The organism is Sphingobacteriales bacterium (assembly GCA_016700115.1).
Classification (GTDB): Bacteria; Bacteroidota; Bacteroidia; order Chitinophagales; family UBA2359; genus UBA2359.
The window spans coordinates 4,307,430-4,332,697 of record CP064999.1 but is presented as its reverse complement, the minus strand read 5'-3'; the positions used below and the strand labels follow the sequence as shown (position 1 = coordinate 4,332,697).

Below are 25,268 nucleotides of genomic sequence, written 5' to 3'. Positions count from 1 at the left end.
TTTCGATTTAATCAAAGGTTAAAATTCCTGAAATAAATCAGAAACCGGCTTCACTTTCAATGTTCTTTTTTGTTCAGGATATGTTTTACCCTGATTTGCAATTCGCTCAGGTTGATGGGTTTTTTAATGAAATCATCCGCTCCTTCCTGATAAGCAGTCAAGATGATTTCCTGTTGATCTAAGGCCGAAATAATAATCATCGGCATTTCTTTCTTTACTTTTTTAATGGCGCTCAACAGTTCAATACCTGAAACATAAGGCATCATTATGTCTGAAATAATCAGGTCAAAATGTTCGTCTTCCAACGCATCAATTGCATCCTGAGCATCGGTCGTGGCGAATACTTTGTACCCGTTTTTAGTCAGCATAGTTTTGATGGCCTGCAGCATGATAACATCATCGTCAACAACAATTATTTTCATCTTTTTTTAGTTACGGATAAAAATCCGGGATGTTTAAATTAGAAAGTTAAAATTACCGGAGATAAGTAAGGGTTGGAAGTTGTGATTGGTTAATTCGTCAATTGATGTTCAGATTTCAGGAGTTCCAAGGTTAATTTCAGCTCCAAATATGCTTTATTACACTGTTCGTTTAGTGTAGCTACCCAATTGTCGAGAAACTCAGAACTTTCTTCTTCCCATAACAAATTTTCGATGTTACGGGCAATTTCGACCATATCTTCCATGCCCATGTATGCACAGGTTGATTTGAATTTATGGGCTGTTCTTTTTAAAACCTCCCAATCACCGGTTTCTTTGGAATTGGTGAGTGTTTCTAATTCGTCAGGCAATTCGTCTATTAGGGTTTCAATCATGACGATTAAAATTTCGTTGTCGTTTCCGGCTAAAGAACGGAGATAGTCTAAGTTTAAACCAGAAGTTTTGTCTGTTGTGTTTTGTTCTTGCAGGTTTGTTTGACGTTCTGATAATCCCAAAACCTTTCCAATACTTTTGTAAAGCAATTCAGGTTTTATTGGTTTGGTAATAAATTCGTTCATCCCTGCTTCGTAGCATCTTTGTGCGTTTGTGTTGTAAGCATGAGCAGTCATAGCAATCACCGGAATATTACAAACAGGCTCTGATAACTGTTCTCGTATAAACCGCGTAGCCTGAAACCCATCCATCACAGGCATAGACAAATCCATTAAAATCAAATGGTAAAAACTTCCTTTTTCAACAACCATTTCTATTGCTTCTTTGCCGTTGTTTGCAATTTCTATATTTAAGTGTTCAGACCATTTTTTTAACAAATCAGATGCCACAATTTGATTTAAACGCTGATCCTCGACCAATAAGATATTAACTTGACTATCTGGTGAAAGTGTGGAATCAAACGTTTCTAAGTTGTCATGCGGAATATTACCGGCAAACATTCCTGACTTAACAATGTCATGATGCTGATTTTCTTTGTTGCTGACCAAAGGAAACAAAGGAGGTTCAGGTTCTATAATATTGGCGTTGATTGCTGTTTCAAAGAAAATATTAAACGAAAAGACAGCCCCTTTTTCAGGTTCACTTTGGACGGATAATTCACCGCCCAATAATTCAACTAAGCTTTTTGCTATGGTCAGACCTAAGCCGGTGCCCCCATAAAGACGGGCTGTGCTGTCTGCTGCCTGAGTAAAGCTGTCGAAAATGGTTTGTTGTTTGTCGTAAGGGATGCCAATACCCGTATCTTCTACTGAAAATGTCAGTTCCTGTAAAACTGCAGATGATTGTTTTACCCTTGCGGATAAAACAACTTTGCCCTGATGTGTAAATTTTAACGCATTGCTCAATAAGTTGTTAAGGATTTGATACAACCTGACAGAATCGCCAACGACAATTTCAGGTAAGGTTTCTGAAATGACGGAATACAGGTCTATATTCTTCTCCTTTGCTTCAAATTGACTGGTAGAAATAAGATCGTTTATCAAATGATGAAGGTTGAACGGCCTTTTTTCTATCTCGATTTTGTGGGCTTCTATTTTTGAGAAATCGAGAATATTGTTTATCAATCGCAAAAGGTTGTCCGAGGATAACTTTAAAGCGTTTACATATTCTGCCTGCTTGGGATTGAGATTTGTTGACTCGATTAAATGTGCCATTCCAACGACCACATTCATTGGCGATCTGATTTCATGGCTCATGTTGGCGAGAAACTGTTCTTTGTGATGTGCAGTTTGTTCTGCAATTTCTTTGGCTTTAATGAGTTCCTGATTGCGTTTTAACAAGGTTATATCTCGGATGATTCCGTGAAATCCCATGATGTCCCCTTCAATAGACTTCCATTCTTTGGTGGTGATGGTGCAATCTATTATCTGACCATTCCGGCATTGCAGTTCCACTTCGAAATCTTTTACCTTTTTGTGTAAAGTCAATCGAGTGTTGAATTCTTTCAACTGTTCGGGTTGTGCAAAAATTTTATCGAAATGAATGTCGTATAGCTCTTTGCGGGAATAGCCCAGCAAGCTGAGCAATGATTGATTAAATTCGACAAACTCGCCACTTTGTGTGGTCATGTAAATGGCATCCTGCGATTCTTCGAATACGATTTTATACCTTTCCTGGCTTTGCATTAACATTTCTTCTGCATATTTAAATGCAGTAATGTCCTGAATTGCACCAATCACTTTGATGACATTTCCGGTTTCGGGACTGTATTCAATTTGCCCTTTGTTCCGGATATACTTATACCGGCTGTCTTTTTTGATAAACAGCCGGTGTTCAAAGTCGAAAGAAGTTTGCCGGCTTTTCAAAATTTCCCGATACAACTCTTTTGCGGACTTTTGATGTGCGGGGGTGTTCAGAATTTCGTAGAAGTGATTGGGGGTAAAATCGGTTGGGGAGGCAGGAACTTCCAATATGGAATAGACTTCTCCTGAGGCAAACATATAGTTTTCCTGTGGATGATATTCGTAATTGCCTATTAATGCAATTCTTTGAGCAAGCAACAGCCGCTCTTCGCTAAGTTTTAAATTGGTGGCCGTAGTTTCTACTTCCAACTGCATTTTTCGGCGCGAAATGGCATGAAGGATTGAGCGAGTCAATAGGGTAGTGTCAATCTGATCTTTGACCAAATAATCCTGAGCACCAGATTCTACGGCTTTAATACCCAGACTTTCATCGTTTAATCCGGTTAGTACGATGATGGAAGATTGTTTTCGAAAGGCGGCGGTAGCAGTTTTTAGGGTTTGAAATCCCTGAGAGTCCGGCAGGGACAAGTCGAGCAAAATAACATCAAAAATTGGATTGTTTTTTGACAAACCAATACCTTCGGACAGTCTGACAGCATGGGTTAAAGTAAATTCAAACCCAATTGCGCTTTGCAAATAAATTTCGACTAATCTTGCATCGCCGGGATTGTCTTCTATTAACAGTATATTCACCCTTTCTGACATGGGGTTTTCATTAAAATTTGAAGAATCTAATACCGGCTAATCGTTACAAGTTATTTTTTGTTCAAAAAACCCTAAACGCTTGCCGGAATTTTTTCGGTATATAGCCAAAGTCTGCTGATACAGAACATGACTTCTAAGTATTGGTTAAACTCCAATGGTTTGGTGATGAAACAGTTTGCATGCAGGTTGTACGCCTTTCTGATGTCTGAAGTTTCGTTGGATGAGGTAAACACAAGGATGGGGATTTGCTTAAGCTCATGGTGTGATTTGATAATCCTTAAAATCTGCTCTCCGTTTACCTTGGGCAAGTTCCAGTCGAGGAAGATTAAATCGGGTCTTGGAACATGTTCATAAGGGCCTTCCCGGAACAGGAATTGTATCGCTGTGTTTCCGTCTGTAGCCAAATGTAGCCGGTGCGGGATTTCACATTCTGTTAACGCCTCTTTAGCCAGCCTGATATCGCCGGGATTATCTTCAATTAGTAATAGTTCAAACATGCAGGTATAGTTTAGAATTGTTTGGATTTTGCTTTTTGAAAATTGTATTTTCTCTTAGCAGGGATAAGGGATTGGAAAAATCAAACAGATATAGCAGGGTTTTTGATACATGTTACAAATATCTGAACAATAAATTGGATAAACTGTACTTGGTTTAATCTTGCATAGTTTTGTGCAAAGTAATTCGTAGCTGTATTTTGTTTATACGCAACTTAATCAGATTAAGTTACTCCTTTTCCTTCCAATTGTTGTGCCAGATATAGTTGATGATAAATTCCTTGTTTTGCAATTAGTTGTTCGTGTGTTCCCTGTTCTGCCAAATGTCCGTTGTCGAGTACCAGAATTTTATCAAAATTCATCAAAGAAAAGATGCGATGGGTAATTATAATTGCAGTTCTGTCTGAAAGATAGGCGTTCAGATGTTGCAGGATGGTTTCTTCGGTTTCTGCGTCAACGGCTGACAAACAGTCGTCAAACAATACACAACGAGGGTCTTTAATCAAGGCGCGTGCTAATGAGATTCTTTGTTTTTGACCGCCTGATAAAGTAACCCCTCTTTCGCCGACCATTGTGTCAAAGCCATTGGGGAGTTGGTCAATGTCTTTTAAGACAGCGGCCTGTAAGGCAGCCTGTTTGATTTGTTCCAGGTTTGCCAATGTTTTGCCAAATGCGATATTGTTTTTGACCAAATCGGAAAATAAAAACACTTCCTGCGGTACATAACCGATTTGTTTTCTTAAGCTATATAGGTCGAGGCGGCGGATGTCGTGTCCGTCTATGGAGATTTGTCCGTCTGTTACATCGTATTTTCTTAGCAAGAGTTCGGCTAAGGTTGTTTTTCCGGAGCCTGTTCTGCCGACTATTGCCATTTTTTGTCCTTGCTTTAATTCAAAAGTTAACCCATGCAAAGCGCGTATTCCGGTATCGGGATAGGTAAACCCGACATTTTCAAACCGTATGTTTCCCTGCAATGTCAGATGGATTGGATTTGGAGGGTTAACTATGTCGGAAGGGGTTTGCAAAAACTCGTTGATTCTTTTTTGTGAGGCGGCAGCTCTTTGAACTAATGCCGCAACCCAACCTACAGAAGTTACGGGCCAAATCAACATATTGACATACAATACAAATTCGGCGATATTGCCGGAGGTAATGATGCCTTTTATGACCCCCTGACCTCCGACATAAATCGTGATGATGGTGCTAAGACCTACCAACAACATCATCAGCGGCATGAAAAAAGCCTGTATTTTTGCCAACTGAAGGGATTTGTGTTTGTAGTTTTCGCTTTCTTTTTCAAAATAGCGGGCGGTGGTTTTTTCCTGAACATAGGCTTTTGCAACCCTGATACCGGAAAAAGACTCCTGTGCAATTGCGGTTAGCTGGGATAATTGCTGTTGGATGAATTCACTTTTTTTATGTATCACTGAATTTACCAGATAAATGGAGACCGCAAGTATTGGTAAGGGGAGGAGTACGTATAAAGTCAACTGAACATTTACCCTTAGCATAGTTCCGACTACGATGATGATTAAAATGCCAAGATTAGCTGCATACATGATGGCGGGTCCCAGATACATTCGCACCCTGTTGACATCTTCGGTAATTCGGGACATTAAATCGCCGGTGCTGTTGCGGCGGTAAAAAGAGGAACTCAGGAGTTGGTAATGCGCATACATGTCGTTCCGAAGGTCGTATTCAATCAGCCTTGACATGACGATGATGGTTTGCCGCATTAAGAACAAAAATCCTCCCCGCAACAGCGCAAGTATTAACATACAGGCACCAAACAGCAATATTGCGTTGCTGAACCCGCTATAATACAGGTTTTGTAACTCAAATCCGGTGTAAAGCTGATAGTATGCGATATTATCCTTTACCAAATCGAAGGCAAACCGGATAATTTTGGGGGGGATAATGGCAAAAATATTGGATAATATAACAAACAAGATTCCCAAAATAAGCCGGTAACGGTATCTGTAGAAATAAAGGTTCAGATATTTTAAGTGTTTCATACGCTATAGTTGGGAGAATGCCGGCAAAGGTATAAATATGCATGGGAATAGTTTGAATCAAACTAAATCTTAGCCTGATTGTTCGAAAAATTCTGAACATTTCAATTGATGACTCTCCTTCCGCTTGTTGTTCATGTTTGATTGAAGTGAGGTTTGGTTGCTTTTTCCAAACATCGTGCAGTACTGGCTTGAATTTATGGCAATCTTGCCCGATTACGGCATTTCGAGCAATACGTTGACCGTGCCTTCTGTGCCGGAATTCCATAAAACATTAATCGTATTAGTTCCCTGACCCGAAATGATGATGCCTCCCGTGATAGTCCATTCATAACTGACTCCTTCAATGAAAGGAGTGGTATATGTTTCAATGTTTCCGGTACAGATATCGGGATTACCGGTGATGGAGGGTTGGAGTGTGCAGGGCGTTGAATCAAAACCAAGAAAAGAGAGCAATTGTATGTTGCTGACCTCCACCGGATTGGTCAGGTTTAGGCCAGCGAGTTCAACGGGGACTTGGGGGAGGTTAAACCGGGCATAATCGAAATTGGCAATCAAGTCGGGGTTGAAGGGTTGTGAGGGATTGCTCGATGGGTCGGGGTCTAAACCGGGTGCAATGACATGGCTGTTTGCAAATTGCGGGGTATAAGAGCTCCATTTTACCCAGTCAGTATAGGTTACAAAACCCACCTGCACTGTTTGTGGGAAATCGGGGCGATTGTATCGTTGGTGAACAACCCAGTTTTGACCGGGCAACCGGTAGAGGATAAGGATGGCAGCACCAATCCGGGCGAGTCTGATTTGGGCTTCTGTGCTTGAAATCGGAGAAACACAGAGCGTCGAATTGCTGTTGTCGGTTGTTTTGACTTCGAAATGAGGCCCGTTGGTATTGGGCTGGCATGGCGCACCGTAATCACCAAAGCCGATTGACAGAAAAACATAGTCTTGTTGATTGGCTGCCCAGCCCCCGGGGCCATAAGCACCGTTGGGATAATTGAGGGGGGTTCGTATCATCAGACCGGCAAGTGAATAAAGAGAAGCCGGCAAACCGGTTTGCTGGCGGTTGGAAATACTGACATTGGTGGTAAAAACAAAATCACCGGTAACTAATTTGAACAGCAAAGGCCCTCGCCATTCGTTATACCATCCACAAGTGAAGGGCATCATGTGTAAGTTTCCGGGTTCGGTGGTGTTGATGTCAAAAACCTCGAGTTGTTCGGCGTTCCACCCTTCAACAATATTAGTATTTTGCCAGTTGGACAGAGTTCCGGCGTTGTTGAACTCATCATTGAGCAGATAAAGCTGGGCTTTGGCTTCTGAATATAGAAAGATGGTCAAAAATATGAGCGCAGATAGTTTTTTCATTGTTGTGGATTGTGTTTACATAAATATTAACCAATTTTCTCTACATTAAGAAACTGTAGGAACTTTGATGATTGCTTTTTTTACCCATTTCCTGTCTATCTCTTTATATCATGGCAGAAATTGAACTCAAAGTTTATCAATAAAATCTTATTTTTACCCCCTTTCACTTAAATTTCTCCAAATCGCTCCATAGAGAGGTTTGTTATTGAGCGCAAAAATCAAGTCCATGAGATTCTTTTGTTTTCAAACTCTAATTTTAGCTTCATTTCTCTTTTTTCAAAATTCTTTTTCACAAAATTTTACCGGCTCCGGCGGCAGTATTGGCGCTGATGTTGAGCAGCATTGCTTTTCGGTCAATGTGTCGGGCTTACCCTTGTCTGTAAATGCCGGTTTTGGGCTGGAAACGGTATGTATCAATTTGCTGCATAGCTGGGATTCTGATTTGGATATCCTTTTGTTTTCTCCCGATGGTTCAAATATAATTTTAAGTTCTGACAATGGTTTTGATGGCGACAGTTATTTGAACACCTGCTTTAGTGCGGATGCACCGCAACATATTTCGTTTGGATATGCCCCTATGAGCGGCAGTTTTCGACCTGAAGGAAGGTTAGGCAATCTCAACAATGGTCAAAATCCCAATGGTATCTGGCAAATTTGCCTGACTGACGATCATTTAGACGACCAAATTGGTCAGTTACTCGACTGGACAATTTCTTTTTCTGATAATCCTGCTCCACCTCCTTTACTTCCCGATCAATCTTTTACCGCAGTTTTTGAATCACCCGATGATATAATTCCGTCAGACGGGACTTTGAAATGTTTTACCATCGAAGTGTCGGGTTTGCCCGATTTGATGGATTTGAACTATGGCTTTTCTTCGATTTGTCTGAACATTACACATACCTGGGACGAGGATGTGAGCAGCCGTTTGATTTCTCCGAATGGAACTGAGGTCTGGCTAACCCATTACAACGGAGGTTCCGGCGATAATTTTATCAATACTTGTTTCAGTATGTCGGGTACACAACCTATCTCGACCGGTGGAGCTCCTTTTACCGGAACATTTATTCCGTTGGGCAATTTATCGGATTTTAACAACGGGCAAAACCCAAACGGAACCTGGCAGCTTTGTATTTACGACAATTACGCCTATGTTGATGATGGTGTTTTGCACGATTTTACCCTGACTTTCAGCGAAACCCCTTCTGAAACAGTCAATCCTTATCTGACTTTTACACAAAGCAACCTTCCCATTATGGTGATACAAACCAATGGTCAGCAAATAGTGGACAGTCCGAGAATAGAAGCAGATATGGGAATTGTGGACAACGCATCCGGCCTCAATTTCCTGACCGACCCGTTTAATGGGTATGATGGTAAAATTACCATCGAAATCAGGGGAACGTCCTCGCAAAGTTTTCCTAAAAAGGGCTATGGATTTGAAACGGTTCATGAAGATGGTTCAAATCTGAACGTGTCATTGCTCGGATTACCCGAAGAAAATGACTGGATTTTGCATGGGCCTTATTCCGACAAGACCCTGATGCGTAACGCCTTATCCTACCATCTTGCAAAAAGCGTTGATTTGGCGGCAATGCGTACCCGTTTTTGTGAATTGGTGATTAACAACGACTACAAAGGAGTGTATGTATTGATTGAAAAGATTAAACGGGACAAAAACCGCGTGGATATGGCAGAACTGACCCCTGCTGATGTCGAAGGCGACCAACTCACGGGTGGATATATGCTTAAAATAGACTGGGGAACAGGTGGTGATACTTATGCTTATACTTCACCGTATCCGGCAAACAATGGTGCTCCTATTAATTTTCAATACGAAGAACCGGAACTCGATTTACTTCAACCACAACAGGCAGATTATATCAGAAACTACGTTACCGCTTTTGAGGATGCGCTGATTTCGGACGAATTTACCTCACCCGTGTCGGGCTATCGCCAATTTGCAAATGTTCAGTCTTTTATTGATTACTGGATTATTAACGAAGCCTGCAAAAATATTGATGCTTACCGGCTGAGCACGTTTTTTTACAAAGATAAAGACAGTAAAGACGGCAGGCTGACGATGGGGCCGGTCTGGGATTTCAATCTCAGTTTGGGCAATGCCGATTATCTCGAAGGATGGATGCCTCAAAACTGGTATTATTCGGCAAACGAATCCATCCCGTTTTGGTGGAACCGCCTCATGCAGGATTCCGATTACACCAATCAACTCCAATGCCGATGGCAGGATTTGCGTCAAAATAAGCTGCATACCGATACGGTACTGGCAAAAGTGGACGAGTGGGTCAGCCTGTTGACGGAAGCACAAAAGCGCAATTTTGAACGATGGCCTACCCTTGGATACTATGTTTGGCCTAATCCCGTAACACCCCCTACCTATGCGGGAGAAATAGCCGTGATGCGCAACTGGATTATTCAGCGATTGGAATGGATGGACAGTAATATGCCGGGTGAGTGTTTGGACATCGCCACATTCAGGGGTAAAATTTTTCTGCAAGGCAGCTTTGATTCCCTGACCAACACGATGAGTTTAATATTACCCCAATCCGGACTGTTACCTGCTGATCAGCCATTCAATACCTCCCCTCATGATTATGATGGCGGGGAAATTGCCGAAACGCCACAGGCTGATATTTGCGATTGGGTATTGATTGAGCTGTTTGAAGAAGGGGAGAACCTGCCGGTGGGAAGAAGGGCAGCACTTTTGAGCATTACCGGAATGTTGAGGGATGTAAACGGAAAAGATTTTATCGAATTTCCGTCAGTTCCGAAGGGAAACTATTATGTAGGCATCAAAGCGCCCGGGCATGTGGGAGTGGTGAGCAGCAATCCAATTAGTCTGCCCAATTACGACCCCTATAATTTTACCATCAAAGCAGGCAGGGCAATGGGTAAAACGCAATTGTCTTTATCTGAATACTATTTCGGTCTTGCGGCAGGAGATGCCGATGAAAATGGCGTGGTTACGGTCAACGACCAAAACCGGATTACCTACGAAACCGGAAGTTCAAATGTTTACAGCCCTGCCGATTTGAACCGCGATGGGCAGGTAAACGAGGAAGACCGGATTTTGTACGAACAAAACAAGTCTTTTATTGGGGTGAAAAACGTCCGGCATTAACCTGTTTTTAATTGATGATAGTTTGAAATAAAAATATTGACAATTGGTATTTGAATTTGGATAATGGATGTTTAGGGATTAGGGTTTATTGCCCAATCATTGTGTAAATGGAAGACTTCAAATCTATTTGCCAAAAAAGCAAAAACTCTCTAAACACAATTTCAAAACCAATCCAAATCAGAATCTTTAGATTTATATTGATTATCCAAAAATTGACACGCTTAAAATTCTAACCTCAGACCCTGTTATGAAAAAATTTCTGATGCTCATTTTTCTCGCATTGTGCGGATATTTAGGCTATTTGTATATAAACCTCGAGCCGGAAGCCGCCCCCATTGATTTATACACTCTAATTCCGTCAAATGCCATTTACATCACCGAAATGGAACAGCCTGTTGATAAATGGCAACAGTTCAGCAAAGGCAAGATCTGGAAGTACTTAAAAACCAACGAGTATTTGGCAGAAGTGAATAAGTCGGTTGTCAATCTGGAGCAGGTATTGTATGGAAAAGAAACCCTGCTCAACCGGATACTATCAGACAATCTCCTGATTTCGGCACATATCACCGAAACCGGCAGGGATTATGACTATTTGTACCTGATTAACCTCAACAGCATCGGGCGATTGAAACAAGCCCTGCCTTCGCTGATAAAGGTGATGGAAACCGGTGGCTATAAGATAGGTAAAGAACCCTACGGCGAACTGATTATTTACAAAATGACCGATGAAACCGGTGCAACCCTGAGTTTTTGCCTAAAAAACAATGCCCTGTTAGCCTCTTATCATTTGCCTCTGCTCAAAAAAGCCATAGACACGACACCGGAAAAGTCCGTATCAGCCAATCCTGATTTTAATTACATCAAACAATTGACCGATAACCGCGGAATTTCAAACTTCTACCTCCAGTACCGCACTGTGGACGATTGGGTGGCTTGTTATGCCTCGACCATGTCACCCCCGTTAAAAGAAGCGATAAACATGCTCAATTTTTCGGGGTTAAATGTGAAGGTTGGCGACGAAACGATGGAGTTCAAGGGTAAATCGCTGTTAAATCCTGACAGCAAATCGTATTTAAAGGCAATCACCAAAGTCGGAAAAGCCCCTATTCAGGCGCACAATGTTTTGCCTTCAAATACTTCGTTCTATCTCAGTCTTTGTTTCGACGATTTCGGCGATTTTAGAAATGCCCTCGGTGAAATGGCAGGAGAAAATGACGACGATAAGGGAATAATAGGGGAGTTTATAGAAAAAGAACTCAGTAAGGAGATGCCGGAATGGATAGATCAGGAAATAGCATTGGCAATGGTGCCAAATGGGGTAAACGATACCAAGCAGACCTATGTAGCGGTAATTCCAACGGGCAACAACAAAGAGAAAGTAGCCGAAAAATTAGAAAGCATTTTACAAACATTAGACCAGTTAAACCCCCTGAGCATCTTTCAGAACGACAAAAAGAAAACACATAACGGGGTTCGAATTATCAAACTACCCGGTGCTAAAATGCTCCGAAAACTTGGAGGAGGTTTGCTCAAAGACTTTGAAAAACCCTACTTAGCCCTGATAGACCAATACCTTGTACTATGCGACAGCGAAGATTTGATGAAAAAAATCATTGACGACTATCAATCCGGCAATTCACTGCCCGAAACCGAAGGATACAAAGCTTTCTTCAACAGTTTTGAACGGCAGTCAAACGTTTATATGTACGTACAAAGCAAAGAGATATATCCGTTTATGAGTGCCAAGTTAAAAGGCAGCAAGAAAAAAAGTCTGGAAGAAAACAAAACCTATTTTCTAAGTTTTCCTCATATAGGACTGCAAATGCTGCCCGAAAACAATATCTATCAAACCTATCTCCAAGCCTCATTTACCGAATTTGAAGAACAGTGATAATTGATAATTGAAACAGCATTTACAAAAACACTGTGTTCTTTACGGCAAACCAATCAGAGTAAAAGAAAAAATTAGCGCTAATTGCAAAAATCTCTGCATCATCTGAGATAACCAAACAGCAAAAGAAAAAAATCAGAATCATCTGCGGAAAAAGGAACAGCAAAAGCAAAAAACATAGATGTCATTGCAGTAAATAGAACCGCCTTATAAAAAGACTGAGCTGTTCAATCAAAATGCCCGTATTCATCCGTTCGGATGATGGATTTTTGGATGTTTTTGAAGTTTTTGTTTGCAAGAAACTGCGGCAACAGCGCATAAACTTCCATTGTATTGGGTCTGCGAGCAAGCAGGGTTTGAAACGCCCAGATAATCATGCCTTCATACATTTCCGAAGAATGAGTCATCAGGTAAAGAAAAGTGTTTTTGCTGGCTCCGCTATGTCCGAATAAGACTGCCGGCTCGTTATTTTCAACCATTGTATAACCCGCATCAAACTCGTTAATGGTCGGAAAACGGTGGTAAAGGTCATCAAAAGCCGCATTGACAAGATTAAAAGAATTCATATTGATTTTGTCATAAATCGCATTGTCTAACATGCGTCTCGTAAACTCAAGAACATCAATAAAGCCTTGTTCAAATAGCGTGTCGGCAGCAATCAGTTTATGTATGTCCTGAACACCTTCTAATGCGCCGAGATATTCAGCAGAAGTAGTATCACCGGCTTCGATGGCAAGCGTTAATGCAAAATTCAGGTTTCCAAGTTCTTCGTATATGGCATCAATCGAAGCCCCTTCAATAAACCGCGATTTAGATTGTTCATAAAGCCAGCGATAGTAAGCCCTCCTGTAAGTACTGTCAACCGGAACGAACTGGGTGCTGTTTTGCAACTTATCTATCAGGGCATCACGCGAAGCAAACGAAAGCTTAGCATTTTGAAGCAGGGTAGTTTCGGTTTCTAATTCTTCGTCTGTGGGTTCCCGCCCGATAAGGTCAATAAAAACCTTATTGACATAATTGTTGACAATGATGGTAGGGATTTCATCATACCACGGGCTTTGGTTGTCGGGAACATCAACAATTTCCTGTTTCTTGCATCCTCCTGAAAACAGGAGAAAACATGAAGAAAGGAGCAGGAATAATAAACAATTGAGGTTCATAGCTCGGAAAGATTAATTTAATCCTATAGCTTCCGGCGGAATAATCGCCCCTTTTCGTTTAAAAACTTCGGTACGCATGATGGGCATTTTTATTCCTTCTATATCTTCGATTTCGGTGCTGAGGGTAAATATCTGTGGAGAAGCGTTTTTAAAGTAATGGTTAATGTCAAGGTCAATATCTATTTCGACAGTCCGGTAAAACGACATACTTTCTGCTGTAAACCCCACCATATTGTCGTTCATCGGGGCAAGTTCCTTTTTGCTTATCTGACATTGTCCGTCAGGGCTGCTGTCACATCGTCCCCAGATTTCCGCTTCACCTTCGCTGTTAATATAAACCCTCGTAGTCGGGCTTTTAGGGTTCAGGTTAATCCATTCCCCTTCGAGCGATTTAATGACTAATTCTGCTGCTTCTTTCTTTTCTGCATTGGGGTCTTTGACAAAAAACTGGCGGAATATATTTTTAGGTGCTCCTTCGCGGTATATTTCTTCCATAACCATATCAATGCCAACTGTGTTTCCGTCAAAGCGCAAAGGCCGGAGGCGCATGATGTTTTTGAGTTCCCCTTCCCACCATTCCACTACTTGAGTATAGTCTGTGCTGTCCTGACCGGCAAAATTATATTCGCCTATATTTTTGGCTTTACCATTTATCATGCGATACAATTTCAACTTGGTCAGTTTTTTCCCATCGTCTATCAGTTGAAATCGGGGTATGATGACATTGTTTTCCCATTCATTGATCCAATATCCTTTCATTTCATTCAAAGCAGAAAATCCGTCTTTTTTAACCAGGCTCATACTATCGTTAGTGCGGGTTGACTTTGGCGCAACATCACTCCGGCGAACCATCACATCAGTAGCCATTCCCGTCCACAAACCAGCGGGATTTACAATGATAGAATACACTTTTAACTTTTGCTGATTGTCCACCGTTATCGGCAATACCATACATTTTGCCTCAAGAATATTGGTAACATACAAAAGTTCGCGTTCAGAAATGTCGAGTGGCACTTCCTGAATGGGCAGTTCTTTGTCTCCAAGTGCAAAAAAAGGTTGGAGGCGATAAGTATTCACTATGGTTTTGGAAATTTCCATTTTGGCAATCCGTCTGGTTTGGTCGTTTTCATTGACCCAAACTCCGCTGATGTCGAAAAACTGAGAACTGCCGATGTACCGGTTTTTTGAAGGCATCATCTCTGTATCGGAAACAAGCAAATCGTCCTGTGCCTGTACTTTAACCTGATAAAAGGGGAGGCTCATCAAAAACCAAAAAAGTATATAAAAAGGGGGTGGAAATCGTTTCATAATCATGGGTCTAATGGGAGCAATGTAGGGATATATTGCTTTGAATTTGCAAAATTAACATCAATTTTTTTGTTTTTGGTAAAACAGGGGGCAAGATGTTTGGCCGTTTGACTTTTCTTAACAAAAAAATGAAAAAATGGCTGCACTTTTGCAAGAGTTAAAAAAGGCATTAACGAAAAGCAATGGGCAAAAGTATTTCGGAGGTTAAAACCCCGGTGTTTATCAAGCTGATGTACGCATTAGGTCAAATGGGATGGTCTTTAGCGGCCTATGGCATCGCAAACCTGCTGATCTATTATTATATGCCTCCCCAGACAGAAAACAATACCTCAGTTTTTCCAGCCTATATCTATCAGGGCGCTGTTTTTGGTTTCGGCACAATTATCGGGTTGCTCGCATTTTCAGGGCGTTTGTTCGATGCCATTACCGACCCTTTAATTGCAAACTGGTCAGACAGGGCAACCTATCGTTTCGGCAAAAGACGTTTGTTGATGCTCCTTGGTTTTATTCCGTTTGCCTTGTTTTCTTTCCTGATTTTCATCCCGCTTACCCCTTTTACAAGTAGTGCTAACGTGGTTTGGCTGTTTATCACGGTCATGTTTTTATATCTGTTTATGACCATTTACGTGGTGCCATATTCAGCCTTAATCAGTGAACTTGGACATTCACCGGATGATAGACTAACCATAAGTTCTTTATTATCTGTAACTTTTGCTTTGGGTTATGGCATAGGAACACAGGTTTTTACATTTCAACATCTTTTAGAAAAGCATTTTCTGCTTTCTCATGTCGAAGCTTTCAGATGGGTAATTGCCGGTTATGCAGTTTTAGCGGCCATCTTAATGGCAATACCGGTAATCTTTGTCAATGAAGCAAAATACTGCGTTTCAAAACCAACCAACGAGTCACCTTATGCCGCTATTCGGTCTTTGTTAAACAACCGCAATTTCAAATTTTTCGCAGTTTCCGACCTGATGTACTGGCTTGCGCTCACCTTTATTCAAATGGGCATTGCCTACTATGTCAGTGTATTACTTCAGTTAGATGTTCAGTACAGTTCTATGGTTTTAACCGGTATGTTGGGATTGAGTTTCGTTTTTTATGTGCCGGTAAATATATTAGCCCGGAAATGGGGTAAAAAACAATTGATGGTGCTTTCATTCGCCTGGTTTACCATATTATATTTTATGCTGGCATTTTTGGGGAAATACCCTTTTCATTCCGTAACCCAGATTGTTTTATTGGGCATCTTTGGAAGTATTCCCATTGCCATATTCAGCATTTTACCAAACGCCGTGGTTGCCGACATGGTAGAGGCAGATGCCATTGAAACCGGGGGGCAAAAGGCGGCTATATTCTTTGCTGCCCGATCCTTTATGATGAAAATGGGAATTTCTTTGGCAAATTTAATTTTCCCTTCGCTTTTATTGATGGGCAACAGCATTGAAAATCCTACAGGAATCAGAACAACGGCAGTAGTGGCTGCTTTTTTTTGTATGTTGGGGGCTTTGTTTTTTTACCGGTATGATGAAGATGAAACCCTGCGCCAGGCAAAGTTATACAGAAGCCAAACTTATGCTTCATCCATTGACGGTAAACATTGAAAATCTGAACAAACAGTAAACACACCGTATTTTATCAATCATGATTGAACATCAGCTTTCCAGAATTTGCATAATCGGTGCAGGACCTTCGGGAATTACTGCGGTTAAAAATCTGCTCCAAGTTGGGTTTAAAAACTTGGTTTGTTATGAAAAAAACGAGGATATAGGCGGCAACTGGATTTATTCACCCCAGGTCAGTCATTCCAGCGTTTTTGAAACAACCCATATCATCAGTTCTAAAAAACTGTCTGAATACATTGATTTTCCAATGCCGGATGACTATCCCGATTACCCGTCACACGAACAACTGTTGAAGTATTTTAGAAGTTATGCCCGACATTTTGGAGTGTACAACTATATTCAGTTTAATACGGAAGTCGTTAAAGCAGAGCCGGTCAATGAAAAACGCCAATGGGAAATCACCTTACATGACGGAAGCAAAGAATTGTTCGACTTTCTGATCGTAGCAAACGGACATCACTGGAATCCGCGAATTCCTGTTTATCCGGGTAATTATAGCGGACAGTTCCTACATTCTCACGAATTTAAAAACAATCAGGCTTTTAAAGGCAAAAGAGTCCTGGTAATAGGCGGCGGTAATTCTGCCTGTGATGTTGCGGTTGAAACTTCGAGAGTATCTGCCTTCACTGCTATCAGTATGCGAAGAGGATATTATATAGTACCAAAATTTATGTTCGGAAAACCATCAGACATTGTTCATTCGAGGTTTATTAAAATACCCAGATGGATAAGATTGCCATTATTAAAATTTACCCATCGGATAATTGTAGGAGATATGACGATGTATGGGCTTCAAAAACCCAAACACAATATTTTAGGAGCACATCCTACTGCCAATTCCGAATTGTTGTACATGCTAAGGCATGGAAAAATTCATCCTCGTCCGGATATAGAGTATTTTGACGGATTGACCGTGCATTTTAAAGATGGAAAAGCGGAAGATTTTGATTGTATTATTGCCGCTACCGGTTTCAATATTACGTTTCCCTTTTTCGATAAGAAGCTGATAGATTATTCTTCCAATGAAGTGCCATTATATAAACGGGTTTTTCATCCGGAGTTTCGAAACTTATTTTTTATCGGATTAGTACAACCAATGGGTTGTATATGGCCTTTATCGGATGCTCACTCCAGATTGGTTGCAAACTACATAGCAGGTAATTATCAAATGCCTGAAAACATCAACAAAGAAATAGAAAAAGACCTGAAAAGAATCAGAAAAAGATATTCAGAGTCCCATCGTCATACCATCGAAGTTGAATATCACGAACATTTACACGAACTTTACCGGGAAATTCCGGCAAAAGCTCCAAAATGGGGGGAGGTAATTAACGAACGGATTGATTAATACAAGATTTAAGCGTTATGGTACTGCCATCTTTAGCCGCTTTGATTGGGGATATTGAATTGGATACTTGTTTGTACAATGCTTCAGGCGCAAGATGTACCACTGCCGAAGAACTCAAAGCTATTGCCGGAAGCAATGCCGGTGCGGTTTTATCAAAAAGCTGTACGTCTGAGTACAGAGAAGGAAACCCAAGCCCGCGATATTATGAAACAATTTTGGGCAGCATCAATTCGATGGGTTTGCCCAATGAAGGCTTTCGTTTTTATTCGGATTACGCAAAACAACACAAAGCATCCAGCAAAAAACCTTATTTTGTTTCAGTCTCCGGATTAAGTTTTGAGGAAAATGTATCCATCATTACTCAACTAAGCCATGAAACAGGAATTGATGCTATAGAACTAAACCTATCCTGCCCCAACGTTCCCGGAAAACCACAAACAGGCTATGATTTTGAGCAGGTTCAAAGAGTACTGGACGCAGTTTGTTCCATTTCAGAAAGGCCTTTAGGAGTTAAGCTGCCCCCTTATTTCGACATCATCCATTTTGAGCAAATGGCGGATATCTTAAAAGCATATCCGCTGAAATTTGTAACCTGTATCAACAGCATCGGAAATGGTTTAGTGATAGATGCCCAAACAGAAACAGTTGCAATTAAGCCTAAAAACGGCTATGGAGGATTGGGCGGAGATTATGTCAAACCAACCGCTTTGGCAAATGTTCATCAGTTTTACCGCTTACTGCCAAATCAAATACAAATCATAGGTTGCGGCGGCATTAAAAACGGTCAAGATGCTTTTGAACATATACTTTGCGGAGCATCTGCCGTTCAGATTGGCACCCAGTTTATGCGGGAAGGCACTTCCTGTTTTATGCGAATTGCTCAGGAATTGCAAATCCTGATGGAAGCAAAAGGATATAAAAAGCTGGAAGACTTTAAAGGAAAGTTAAAGTACATCTGACCAATAAAAAATTGCGGATTTCTTTTCTGTTTAATGAGTTTTGGTCATATTGGAGGGAATGCAGAGAATGAAATCTGCAAGTTTCTGATGATCCTCCTCCAATTGCTGAATATTGTTTTGCTCAACACTCGCAATAGTTAGTATTTTGATTTCCGGATTTTGCTTTTTCAGATACCAGACAATACCCTCATAATTATTAGAGTGATAGGTTCCGTGATAATGAATAAATTGTTTACCCTTATTCCACTTTTTTCCGATAAAATAAGCCATCGTAGCATCTTTAACCGCTTGTGCTTTAGGCATGTTTTCCGAGTTTTCAGCACCGTGTCCGCCCATATTCAACATTGCCTGATAACCGGGAAGCGTTAAATCAATTTCGATTGGAAGTGGGGCAATATAGGTTTTTGCCTCAGCACTTAACCGGTTTAATGTTTCCATCCCGCCTGAAAATACAGCAGAGGCATATCTTCGGGGTATATTGGTTGCAACAAATGGCAACTTGTTCGTTTTGGCAAATTCCAGCAATGGCTTGTAGTCCGTTGTATAGTTTTTCCATAATCTCGCTTCATCCTCAAAGCTTTTTTTGCTGATCATATCTTTCAAATACTCATCAACCAGCAATTGGTTGTCCGATTCAAACATTTCAGCCCCAAGAATCAAAAGATCCCCTTTTGTTTGGTGAAGGTCTTGGGTAAGCTCTAATTGCAGCCAATGGCAGATTGGATTATTATGCAGCTCACCAAACAAAATCACATCGGCTCGCATAGCTTCTTTGAGCAAATGTTCATAGGAGGATACGTCTCCATTACCGGTAAATACCTGATAGGCGGATTTGTTGCTCATGGACAAAAACGGAATAGTCAAACAAATAAGGAGAAAAGTAAAAAGTCTGAATGGAGTTTGATACATGATTAGGGTGATAAAGAAATGAATAGATTAATCTTGTTGAACTAACTGAGGTGTTTTTAAATGTTGAAACAAAGGCTCGTGTTCAATCACCATTTGTTCAATCCTTTTAAAAACTTTTTCCTTGAGTTCAGGCACATCGTCGTGCGTTAACCCGGTAATATCTATCGGCTCTGTATAAATACAGGTGATGGTACACGGATGAACCGGCAATTTATTATTGGTCAGCAAACTTCGAACATTGATCAATACCATTGGAACAATAGGAAGTTGAAGGTCAACAGCAATTCTGAAAGCACCGGAATGAAAGGGGAGAAGCGGCACGGTAGCTTCATCGGTAAATGTCCCTTCGGGAAACAAGGTTACAGACAATCCGTGTTTTGCCCTTTTTTTTACTTCTTCCACGCTTTTTTTGCGGTCTTCAGGGTCTTTTCTGTCCACCAACACACATACTCTTTTAAACAGGTAGCCCATAAAAGGAATGTTTTCCACTTCTTTTTTACCAATTGCGGTAAAAATATTTTTTATGGCAGCAGTCATAATGATCACATCACCATTAGCGATATGGTTGGCAACAAACACATACTCCTTTTCGGGATCCACAAAATGACTGTTGATAATATTAATTTTTACCCCGGTCAGAAAAGCCCATGTTTTAATGCCAAACTGACAAAAACGGAGTAAATAGCGTAGTCGTCCTCTCTCGTTTAAAGGGGCTGTCAGTAACGCAACCACGATTGCAATCAAAACTAACAGACAAAAAAGGAATACCGACCAGATATTGTACAGAATGCGAAAAATAATCATAAATCAGGTTGGAATTTTTGAATTGTCTTTTATAAGACAAAATGATCAAACTGCAAATTTAAGGTTGTTGAAGCAAAACAATCGAACAACGTTGCAAATAACGTAATTTTACAAGCAATTTGTATTACCTGATGCAACATGAAACTTTACTACTTTTTATATGACCGAACAAACATTGATAGAAAAGCAATTAGCCGAATTGTTTATAAATTGGTGTGGTAAAGCGCCAAACATTATTTTACCTATTCCTCCTTCCGCTTCTTATCGCCGGTACTTTCGTTTAGCCAATGATAGCCATACTGCCATTGGAGCCTATAATTCAGACCTTTTAGAAAACAAAGCATTTTTAGAGCTCAGCGCTCATTTTAGAAAAAAATCATTGCCGGTCCCTGAAATTTATGGTGCATCAAAAGACCTGAGCATTTACCTGCAGCAAGATTTGGGCGATTTGACGTTATTCGATTTTATCTACCCGTATCGTAACAGAAACAGCGCTTTTACCCCGGAAATGAAACAGGCATACCTCGATACATTAGATGCCTTGATAGATTTACAAATAAAGGGGTTCAAAGACCTGGATTTTTCGGTTTGTTATCCGAGTGAAGCGTTTGACAAGCAATCTATGATGTGGGATTGCAATTATTTTAAGTATAACTTTCTCAAATTCCTTCAAATTGATTTTGACCAACACGCATTAGAAGAAGATTTTAACAACCTTACCGAATTTTTACTACAAGCCGGCAACCAATTTTTTATGCACCGCGATTGTCAGGCAAGAAATATCATGTTATTTAACAATCGGGTTTACTTCATAGATTATCAGGGAGGAAGAAAAGGCCCTTTGCAATATGATCTTGCTTCTTTGCTGTATCAGGCGCGCTCTAATTTAACCGAAGACTTAAGGGAAGAATTGCTTCACTATTATCTCGGTAAAGTATCAAAAATTTTACCCGACTTTGACCCAACGCTTTTCAGGCATTATTATGATGGGTTTGTGCTGCTGAGATGTATGCAGTTATTGGGGGCCTATGGATTCAGGGGCCTTTACGAAAGAAAACAGCATTTTATTAACAGCATCCCATTGGCAGCAGCCAATTTTAAAGAAATTGCCAATCGGCTCAATCAAAACTTTTCAATTCCTTCCATTTTAGCTGTTGCAGAAAGTATTACCGGCTCCAAATGGTTGCCGGTTGACAAGAAAAAAGCAGAAAATGCATCTTTAAAGGTCATGATTTACAGTTTTTCCTACCGGAAAGGAATTCCCAAATTTGAAAGTGAACACGGCGGTGGATTTGTTTTTGACTGCAGGGCGCTTCAAAATCCCGGAAGGCTCGAGGCCTATAAATATTTAAACGGATTAGACAAACCGGTTGCTGATTTTTTAAAAGCTCAATCGCAGGCAGAGGAATGGCTGAGCTATATATTTGAATTAACAGATCGTTCCGTAGAAGAATATTTAGAACGCGACTTTAATACTTTGACCGTAGCATTTGGATGTACCGGCGGGCAACATCGGTCGGTTTTTTGCGCAGAAGAGTTAGCCAATCATTTGTCTTATAAATATGGAATAAAATTTGAAATAATCCATAGCGAACAGAAAAACTGGCTTAAAAATTAATTCAACCTGAACCGTGAGGCTAACAGCATTTTTTGCCCGCCTTTTAGTATAGAAGCATTTACATGGGCAAAAAAAATCCGCTTAAACAAATCTGAGAAGAGTTTAAGCGGATTTATTGTTAAGTGATTCAGCTGGGGCTCGAACCCAGGACCCCATCCTTAAAAGGGATGTGCTCTACCTACTGAGCTACTGAATCTTCCAGCCATTTTTTGGCGAGGCAAAGGTATAAATTTTGTTTTGAAAAACAAAAAGACGAACTAAAAAATATTCATTATTTAATGATTACCCCAAATGCCTCAAAAGTTATTTCATCCTCCGGCTCTGTAATTTGGTCAATTTCTTCCTGAGTTTGACCTGCGTCTTCGGCATAGTGCTTTAAATCTTCTACCGATGTGGTTACCAATTCTGCAGTTCCTTCAATCACTACTGTTTTGCCGGCTATGTCCTTGGGCATAAAAAAACCATAATCTTTAAAAGTAACCCGCATTTCCCCTTCGTCCGGAGTTTCAAGGGTCATCCAGCATCCTTTAACCTGACAAACTTCGAGAACTGTTCCGCTTACTTTTGCCTCCAGTTCAGTCAGGTTTTCTTGTTGCATTTTGTTCAGAACTTCCTCTAAGGGCAACACATTTTGCTCATAAATTTTTTCACCAAAATACTGATATTTAGAAGTGTCAGCAGCCAATTCTTTGCTTTTAACAGCGGACTTATTACAAGAAATCGAACTAAAAATGAATAAAAACATTAAAACAATAGCGGCAGAAAAAGTTCTCATCTTTGTTTTTAAAAGGTAAATCAATCCGGCAAAATTAACTCATTTTGCCGGGAAAAACGGAAAAATTAATACCCAACTAAATGGTTGTTCAAATTCACAGCAATTTTTTGGTAAATAAATGAACCTCAAATATATGCTTACAACTTCAAAAAGCAGCCAAAACCCTAAAAAATAGAATTCATATTAAACTTTCAGAATTACAGCCTTTAACATTATAATTAAAGGGAACAATGGAATAGGAATTGGCTCATTTCTCGTTTCAAAAATAGAAAATGAAACAAGAAACGGATCGTTTCCAACTTCATTTTTAAGAATTAAAACAAGAAACAGGGTATTTCTTACTTAAAAAATCATCAACGAAACAAGAACCCGTCTGTTTCTTGTTTCAAAAATTTTTTAAGAAACAAGAAACCGGTCATTTCTTACTTCAATAATCAGACATGAAGTAAGAAACGGACTAAAACCTGTTTCAAAAATCTTTGGAAAGACAATTTTATAGTTATAAATGGTAAAAATATCTGCGGAGTTCTCATTTTCTAAAACATAACTTGCGCCTATATTCAATTTAAAAACCTTATTGCTAAGGGTTTCCGATTTTATCTTGCTACTTAAAATTATGCAGTTCCTTGAAATTTCAATAGAAATCTGAAACAGCCCAATAATCAGGAACAGCTCCATTATTACTATCAGTTTTTTATCAGAATTAAAGCTCCAATTATCAACCGGTCGGTTTTCTTAAAAAGCTGTTATCCCCCAAACTCAACCTTATAGTTCTAAAACCACCGGTGGAATGAAAAAAAACTCCGGTGGAAAATAAAAAACCACTGGTGGTTTGAAAAAAAACTCCGGTGGAAAATAAAAAACCACTGGTGGTTTGAAAAAAAACTCCGGTGGAAAATAAAAAACCACTTGTGGAATGAAAAAAAACTCCGGTGGAAAATAAAAAACCACTGGTGGAATGAAAAAAAACTCCGGTGGAAAATTAAAAAACACTGGTGGAATGAAAAAAAACTCCGGTGGAAAATTAAAAAACACTGGTGGTTTGAAAAAAAACTGTGATGGAATTTTAAAAAACACCGGTGGTTTGAAAAAAAACTCCGGTGGAAAATTAAAAAACACTGGTGGAATGAAAAAAAACACCGGTGGAATTTGAAGAATAATATACAGAAAGGAGTAAAATAATACAAAAAGCGTATAAATATATAATGTATTAGCAGGTGAAAATCAAACAATAAACCACAAATTAACACATCCCCTTAAATATATTAGTTATCAATAAACTTTGCCTGTCTTAATCAGGATTTAGAATTTCAAACCTGTATAAAGAACTTATAGGCTGGAAACAATGCATGTAGTAACCGCAAGAAAAAAATTTAAAATAAGAGAAAAAGCTATCATAGATGTGAAAAAAATAGTTTAACATTGCAGTGTCAAGGCCCTTGAATAGATTTTATTTGAATGAAAATGCCAAATGAGTTGCATATAGGTATATGTTAGCACCAATACTATGACGACCAAACGAAATAACAAACTTCTATTGTTTATGACTGTTTTATTGTAGCACATTAGACAAAAAGAAGAATTGAATACTTAACCTAAAAGACACAAACTTGAAAAACTACATAGACGGCTTCGTTCTTCCAATTCCTCGAATTTATTTGAACGAGTACAAAAAAGTGGCTGAAAAAGTGGCTGAAATTTGGAAAGAGTATGGCGCAATTGCATATTTCGAATTCGTTGGTGACGATTTATCTTTAGAAGGCACGAAATCCTTTATAGAAACCGTAGATGCAAAAGAAGACGAAGAAATTGTATTTGGTTGGGTTGTTTTTCCTTTAAAAGAGATAGGTGATTTAGCCAACAAAAAAGTTCCCGCAGACCCAAGAATGACAGAATTAGTCGCACCATTGACCAATCCTGAAAAATTGATTTTTGATGCCAGTAGAATGGTCTATGGTGGTTTCAAACCTCTTGTACAATCGGACGAATAGGTGAGAAATAATTAACGTGCTACAATGGGCATAAAACACAGGGCAGACAAGGGCTTTAGCGAGTTTAGCGCTTCGTTGAAAGGTCCGTTTCGGGGGACAGGAAATCACTCCAAAACCGAAGACATTTAAAAGACAGCATTATTACGCATTCAAAAACCTTGACAATATAAAATCAAATGGGACAATTATTCAAACTGACACGACAACAAAAACAGAAACCAAATAAGTACTGCTGCTAACACGGGTAACTGCTGCACTACTACTCAAAAACCACTAAAATCCAGTATTGATTTCAGTATCGTCCTATAGAATACAAGAACGCTATCATCTAAGTAAAAAATTACTCAAAAACGCAGAATAAAAAGTTTGATTGTTAAAACAGATATGGCACATTTGTACCAATAATAAATTACCCCACATTTATAGGATGCCGCTTACCATTTTTCCGCTTCAATACAAAAACGAGGGTAAGAAGATGGGTATCAACA

Annotated in this window: 18 protein-coding genes and 1 tRNA gene; 8 read left to right on the top strand and 11 right to left on the bottom strand. The window is 39.8% G+C overall.

Annotated features, from left to right (window positions below; translation table 11 throughout):
* Positions 1 to 56 precede the first annotated feature (56 nt).
* From IPM47_15570 to IPM47_15550, 5 genes are all read right to left on the bottom strand, one after another.
* A complete protein-coding gene (locus tag IPM47_15570; GenBank protein QQS28266.1) occupies positions 57 to 422 on the bottom strand; it encodes a response regulator in 366 nt (121 codons plus the stop codon).
* Positions 423 to 511: 89 nt separating this feature from the next.
* The gene (locus IPM47_15565; GenBank protein ID QQS28265.1) at positions 512 to 3,367 is read right to left on the bottom strand and encodes a response regulator; all 2,856 of its coding nucleotides are present in this window, start codon (positions 3,365 to 3,367) and stop codon (positions 512 to 514) included.
* Positions 3,368 to 3,450: 83 nt separating this feature from the next.
* Positions 3,451 to 3,876: a response regulator gene (locus IPM47_15560; GenBank protein ID QQS28264.1), complete on the bottom strand. Its 426-nt coding sequence runs from the start codon at positions 3,874 to 3,876 to the stop codon at positions 3,451 to 3,453.
* A gap of 221 nt (positions 3,877 to 4,097) precedes the next feature.
* Positions 4,098 to 5,888: an ABC transporter ATP-binding protein gene (locus IPM47_15555; protein QQS28263.1), complete on the bottom strand. Its 1,791-nt coding sequence runs from the start codon at positions 5,886 to 5,888 to the stop codon at positions 4,098 to 4,100.
* A 213-nt stretch (positions 5,889 to 6,101) separates the two neighbouring features.
* A complete protein-coding gene (locus IPM47_15550; protein ID QQS28262.1) occupies positions 6,102 to 7,250 on the bottom strand; it encodes a hypothetical protein in 1,149 nt (382 codons plus the stop codon).
* Positions 7,251 to 7,476: 226 nt separating this feature from the next.
* Between IPM47_15550 and IPM47_15545 the strand changes: the two genes are divergently transcribed.
* Together IPM47_15545 and IPM47_15540 are read left to right on the top strand one after the other, a co-directional pair.
* Entirely contained in the window at positions 7,477 to 10,392 is a 2,916-nt protein-coding gene (locus IPM47_15545; GenBank protein QQS28261.1) for a CotH kinase family protein, read from the top strand.
* Between the two features lie 247 nt (positions 10,393 to 10,639).
* A complete protein-coding gene (locus IPM47_15540; protein ID QQS28260.1) occupies positions 10,640 to 12,283 on the top strand; it encodes a DUF3352 domain-containing protein in 1,644 nt (547 codons plus the stop codon).
* 227 nt (positions 12,284 to 12,510) lie between these two features.
* Here the strand turns inward: IPM47_15540 and IPM47_15535 are convergent, their stop codons facing one another.
* Together IPM47_15535 and IPM47_15530 are read right to left on the bottom strand one after the other, a co-directional pair.
* Complete coding sequence (locus tag IPM47_15535) at positions 12,511 to 13,443, bottom strand: hypothetical protein (GenBank protein ID QQS28259.1); 933 nt, start codon at positions 13,441 to 13,443, stop codon at positions 12,511 to 12,513.
* Between the two features lie 12 nt (positions 13,444 to 13,455).
* Positions 13,456 to 14,751, bottom strand: coding sequence for a hypothetical protein (locus tag IPM47_15530; protein ID QQS28258.1), 1,296 nt, complete (start codon positions 14,749 to 14,751; stop codon positions 13,456 to 13,458).
* Positions 14,752 to 14,933: 182 nt separating this feature from the next.
* Here IPM47_15530 and IPM47_15525 point away from each other — a divergent pair, with 182 nt between their 5' ends.
* Genes IPM47_15525 through IPM47_15515 form a run of 3 tightly spaced genes read left to right on the top strand, consistent with a single transcriptional unit; the run spans position 14,934 to position 18,683 of the window.
* The gene (locus IPM47_15525; GenBank protein QQS28257.1) at positions 14,934 to 16,355 is read left to right on the top strand and encodes an MFS transporter; all 1,422 of its coding nucleotides are present in this window, start codon (positions 14,934 to 14,936) and stop codon (positions 16,353 to 16,355) included.
* Between the two features lie 40 nt (positions 16,356 to 16,395).
* Positions 16,396 to 17,724, top strand: a complete 1,329-nt coding sequence (locus tag IPM47_15520; protein ID QQS28256.1) for an NAD(P)-binding domain-containing protein — start codon at positions 16,396 to 16,398, stop codon at positions 17,722 to 17,724.
* Positions 17,725 to 17,741: 17 nt separating this feature from the next.
* Complete coding sequence (locus IPM47_15515) at positions 17,742 to 18,683, top strand: dihydroorotate oxidase (GenBank protein QQS28255.1); 942 nt, start codon at positions 17,742 to 17,744, stop codon at positions 18,681 to 18,683.
* Between the two features lie 30 nt (positions 18,684 to 18,713).
* Here the strand turns inward: IPM47_15515 and IPM47_15510 are convergent, their stop codons facing one another.
* Positions 18,714 to 19,592: a ChaN family lipoprotein gene (locus tag IPM47_15510; GenBank protein ID QQS28254.1), complete on the bottom strand. Its 879-nt coding sequence runs from the start codon at positions 19,590 to 19,592 to the stop codon at positions 18,714 to 18,716.
* A gap of 27 nt (positions 19,593 to 19,619) precedes the next feature.
* Positions 19,620 to 20,396: a 1-acyl-sn-glycerol-3-phosphate acyltransferase gene (locus IPM47_15505; protein ID QQS28253.1), complete on the bottom strand. Its 777-nt coding sequence runs from the start codon at positions 20,394 to 20,396 to the stop codon at positions 19,620 to 19,622.
* A 160-nt stretch (positions 20,397 to 20,556) separates the two neighbouring features.
* On the opposite strand from IPM47_15505, the gene IPM47_15500 reads away from it, so the two are divergent.
* Positions 20,557 to 22,014, top strand: a complete 1,458-nt coding sequence (locus tag IPM47_15500) for a phosphotransferase (protein QQS28252.1) — start codon at positions 20,557 to 20,559, stop codon at positions 22,012 to 22,014.
* A gap of 123 nt (positions 22,015 to 22,137) precedes the next feature.
* Here the strand turns inward: IPM47_15500 and IPM47_15495 are convergent.
* Both IPM47_15495 and IPM47_15490 read right to left on the bottom strand, forming a co-directional pair.
* A tRNA-Lys gene (locus IPM47_15495) sits at positions 22,138 to 22,210 on the bottom strand.
* A 75-nt stretch (positions 22,211 to 22,285) separates the two neighbouring features.
* Complete coding sequence (locus tag IPM47_15490) at positions 22,286 to 22,759, bottom strand: DUF4920 domain-containing protein (GenBank protein QQS31499.1); 474 nt, start codon at positions 22,757 to 22,759, stop codon at positions 22,286 to 22,288.
* Between the two features lie 988 nt (positions 22,760 to 23,747).
* Here IPM47_15490 and IPM47_15485 point away from each other — a divergent pair.
* Positions 23,748 to 23,942, top strand: a complete 195-nt coding sequence (locus tag IPM47_15485) for a hypothetical protein (protein ID QQS28251.1) — start codon at positions 23,748 to 23,750, stop codon at positions 23,940 to 23,942.
* A gap of 457 nt (positions 23,943 to 24,399) precedes the next feature.
* Entirely contained in the window at positions 24,400 to 24,780 is a 381-nt protein-coding gene (locus IPM47_15480) for a DUF1428 family protein (GenBank protein QQS28250.1), read from the top strand.
* Positions 24,781 to 25,268 lie beyond the last annotated feature (488 nt).

Coding starts and splice junctions, on each gene's coding strand:
- IPM47_15485 (QQS28251.1), top strand. CDS start 23,748: ATGAAAAAAAACTCCGGTGGAAAATTAAAAAACACTGGTGGAATGAAA.
- IPM47_15550 (QQS28262.1), bottom strand. CDS start 7,250: ATGAAAAAACTATCTGCGCTCATATTTTTGACCATCTTTCTATATTCA.
- IPM47_15555 (QQS28263.1), bottom strand. CDS start 5,888: ATGAAACACTTAAAATATCTGAACCTTTATTTCTACAGATACCGTTAC.
- IPM47_15530 (QQS28258.1), bottom strand. CDS start 14,751: ATGAAACGATTTCCACCCCCTTTTTATATACTTTTTTGGTTTTTGATG.
- IPM47_15520 (QQS28256.1), top strand. CDS start 16,396: ATGATTGAACATCAGCTTTCCAGAATTTGCATAATCGGTGCAGGACCT.
- IPM47_15535 (QQS28259.1), bottom strand. CDS start 13,443: ATGAACCTCAATTGTTTATTATTCCTGCTCCTTTCTTCATGTTTTCTC.
- IPM47_15505 (QQS28253.1), bottom strand. CDS start 20,396: ATGATTATTTTTCGCATTCTGTACAATATCTGGTCGGTATTCCTTTTT.
- IPM47_15500 (QQS28252.1), top strand. CDS start 20,557: ATGACCGAACAAACATTGATAGAAAAGCAATTAGCCGAATTGTTTATA.
- IPM47_15515 (QQS28255.1), top strand. CDS start 17,742: ATGGTACTGCCATCTTTAGCCGCTTTGATTGGGGATATTGAATTGGAT.
- IPM47_15490 (QQS31499.1), bottom strand. CDS start 22,759: ATGTTTTTATTCATTTTTAGTTCGATTTCTTGTAATAAGTCCGCTGTT.
- IPM47_15570 (QQS28266.1), bottom strand. CDS start 422: ATGAAAATAATTGTTGTTGACGATGATGTTATCATGCTGCAGGCCATC.
- IPM47_15560 (QQS28264.1), bottom strand. CDS start 3,876: ATGTTTGAACTATTACTAATTGAAGATAATCCCGGCGATATCAGGCTG.
- IPM47_15525 (QQS28257.1), top strand. CDS start 14,934: ATGGGCAAAAGTATTTCGGAGGTTAAAACCCCGGTGTTTATCAAGCTG.
- IPM47_15540 (QQS28260.1), top strand. CDS start 10,640: ATGAAAAAATTTCTGATGCTCATTTTTCTCGCATTGTGCGGATATTTA.
- IPM47_15545 (QQS28261.1), top strand. CDS start 7,477: ATGAGATTCTTTTGTTTTCAAACTCTAATTTTAGCTTCATTTCTCTTT.
- IPM47_15510 (QQS28254.1), bottom strand. CDS start 19,592: ATGTATCAAACTCCATTCAGACTTTTTACTTTTCTCCTTATTTGTTTG.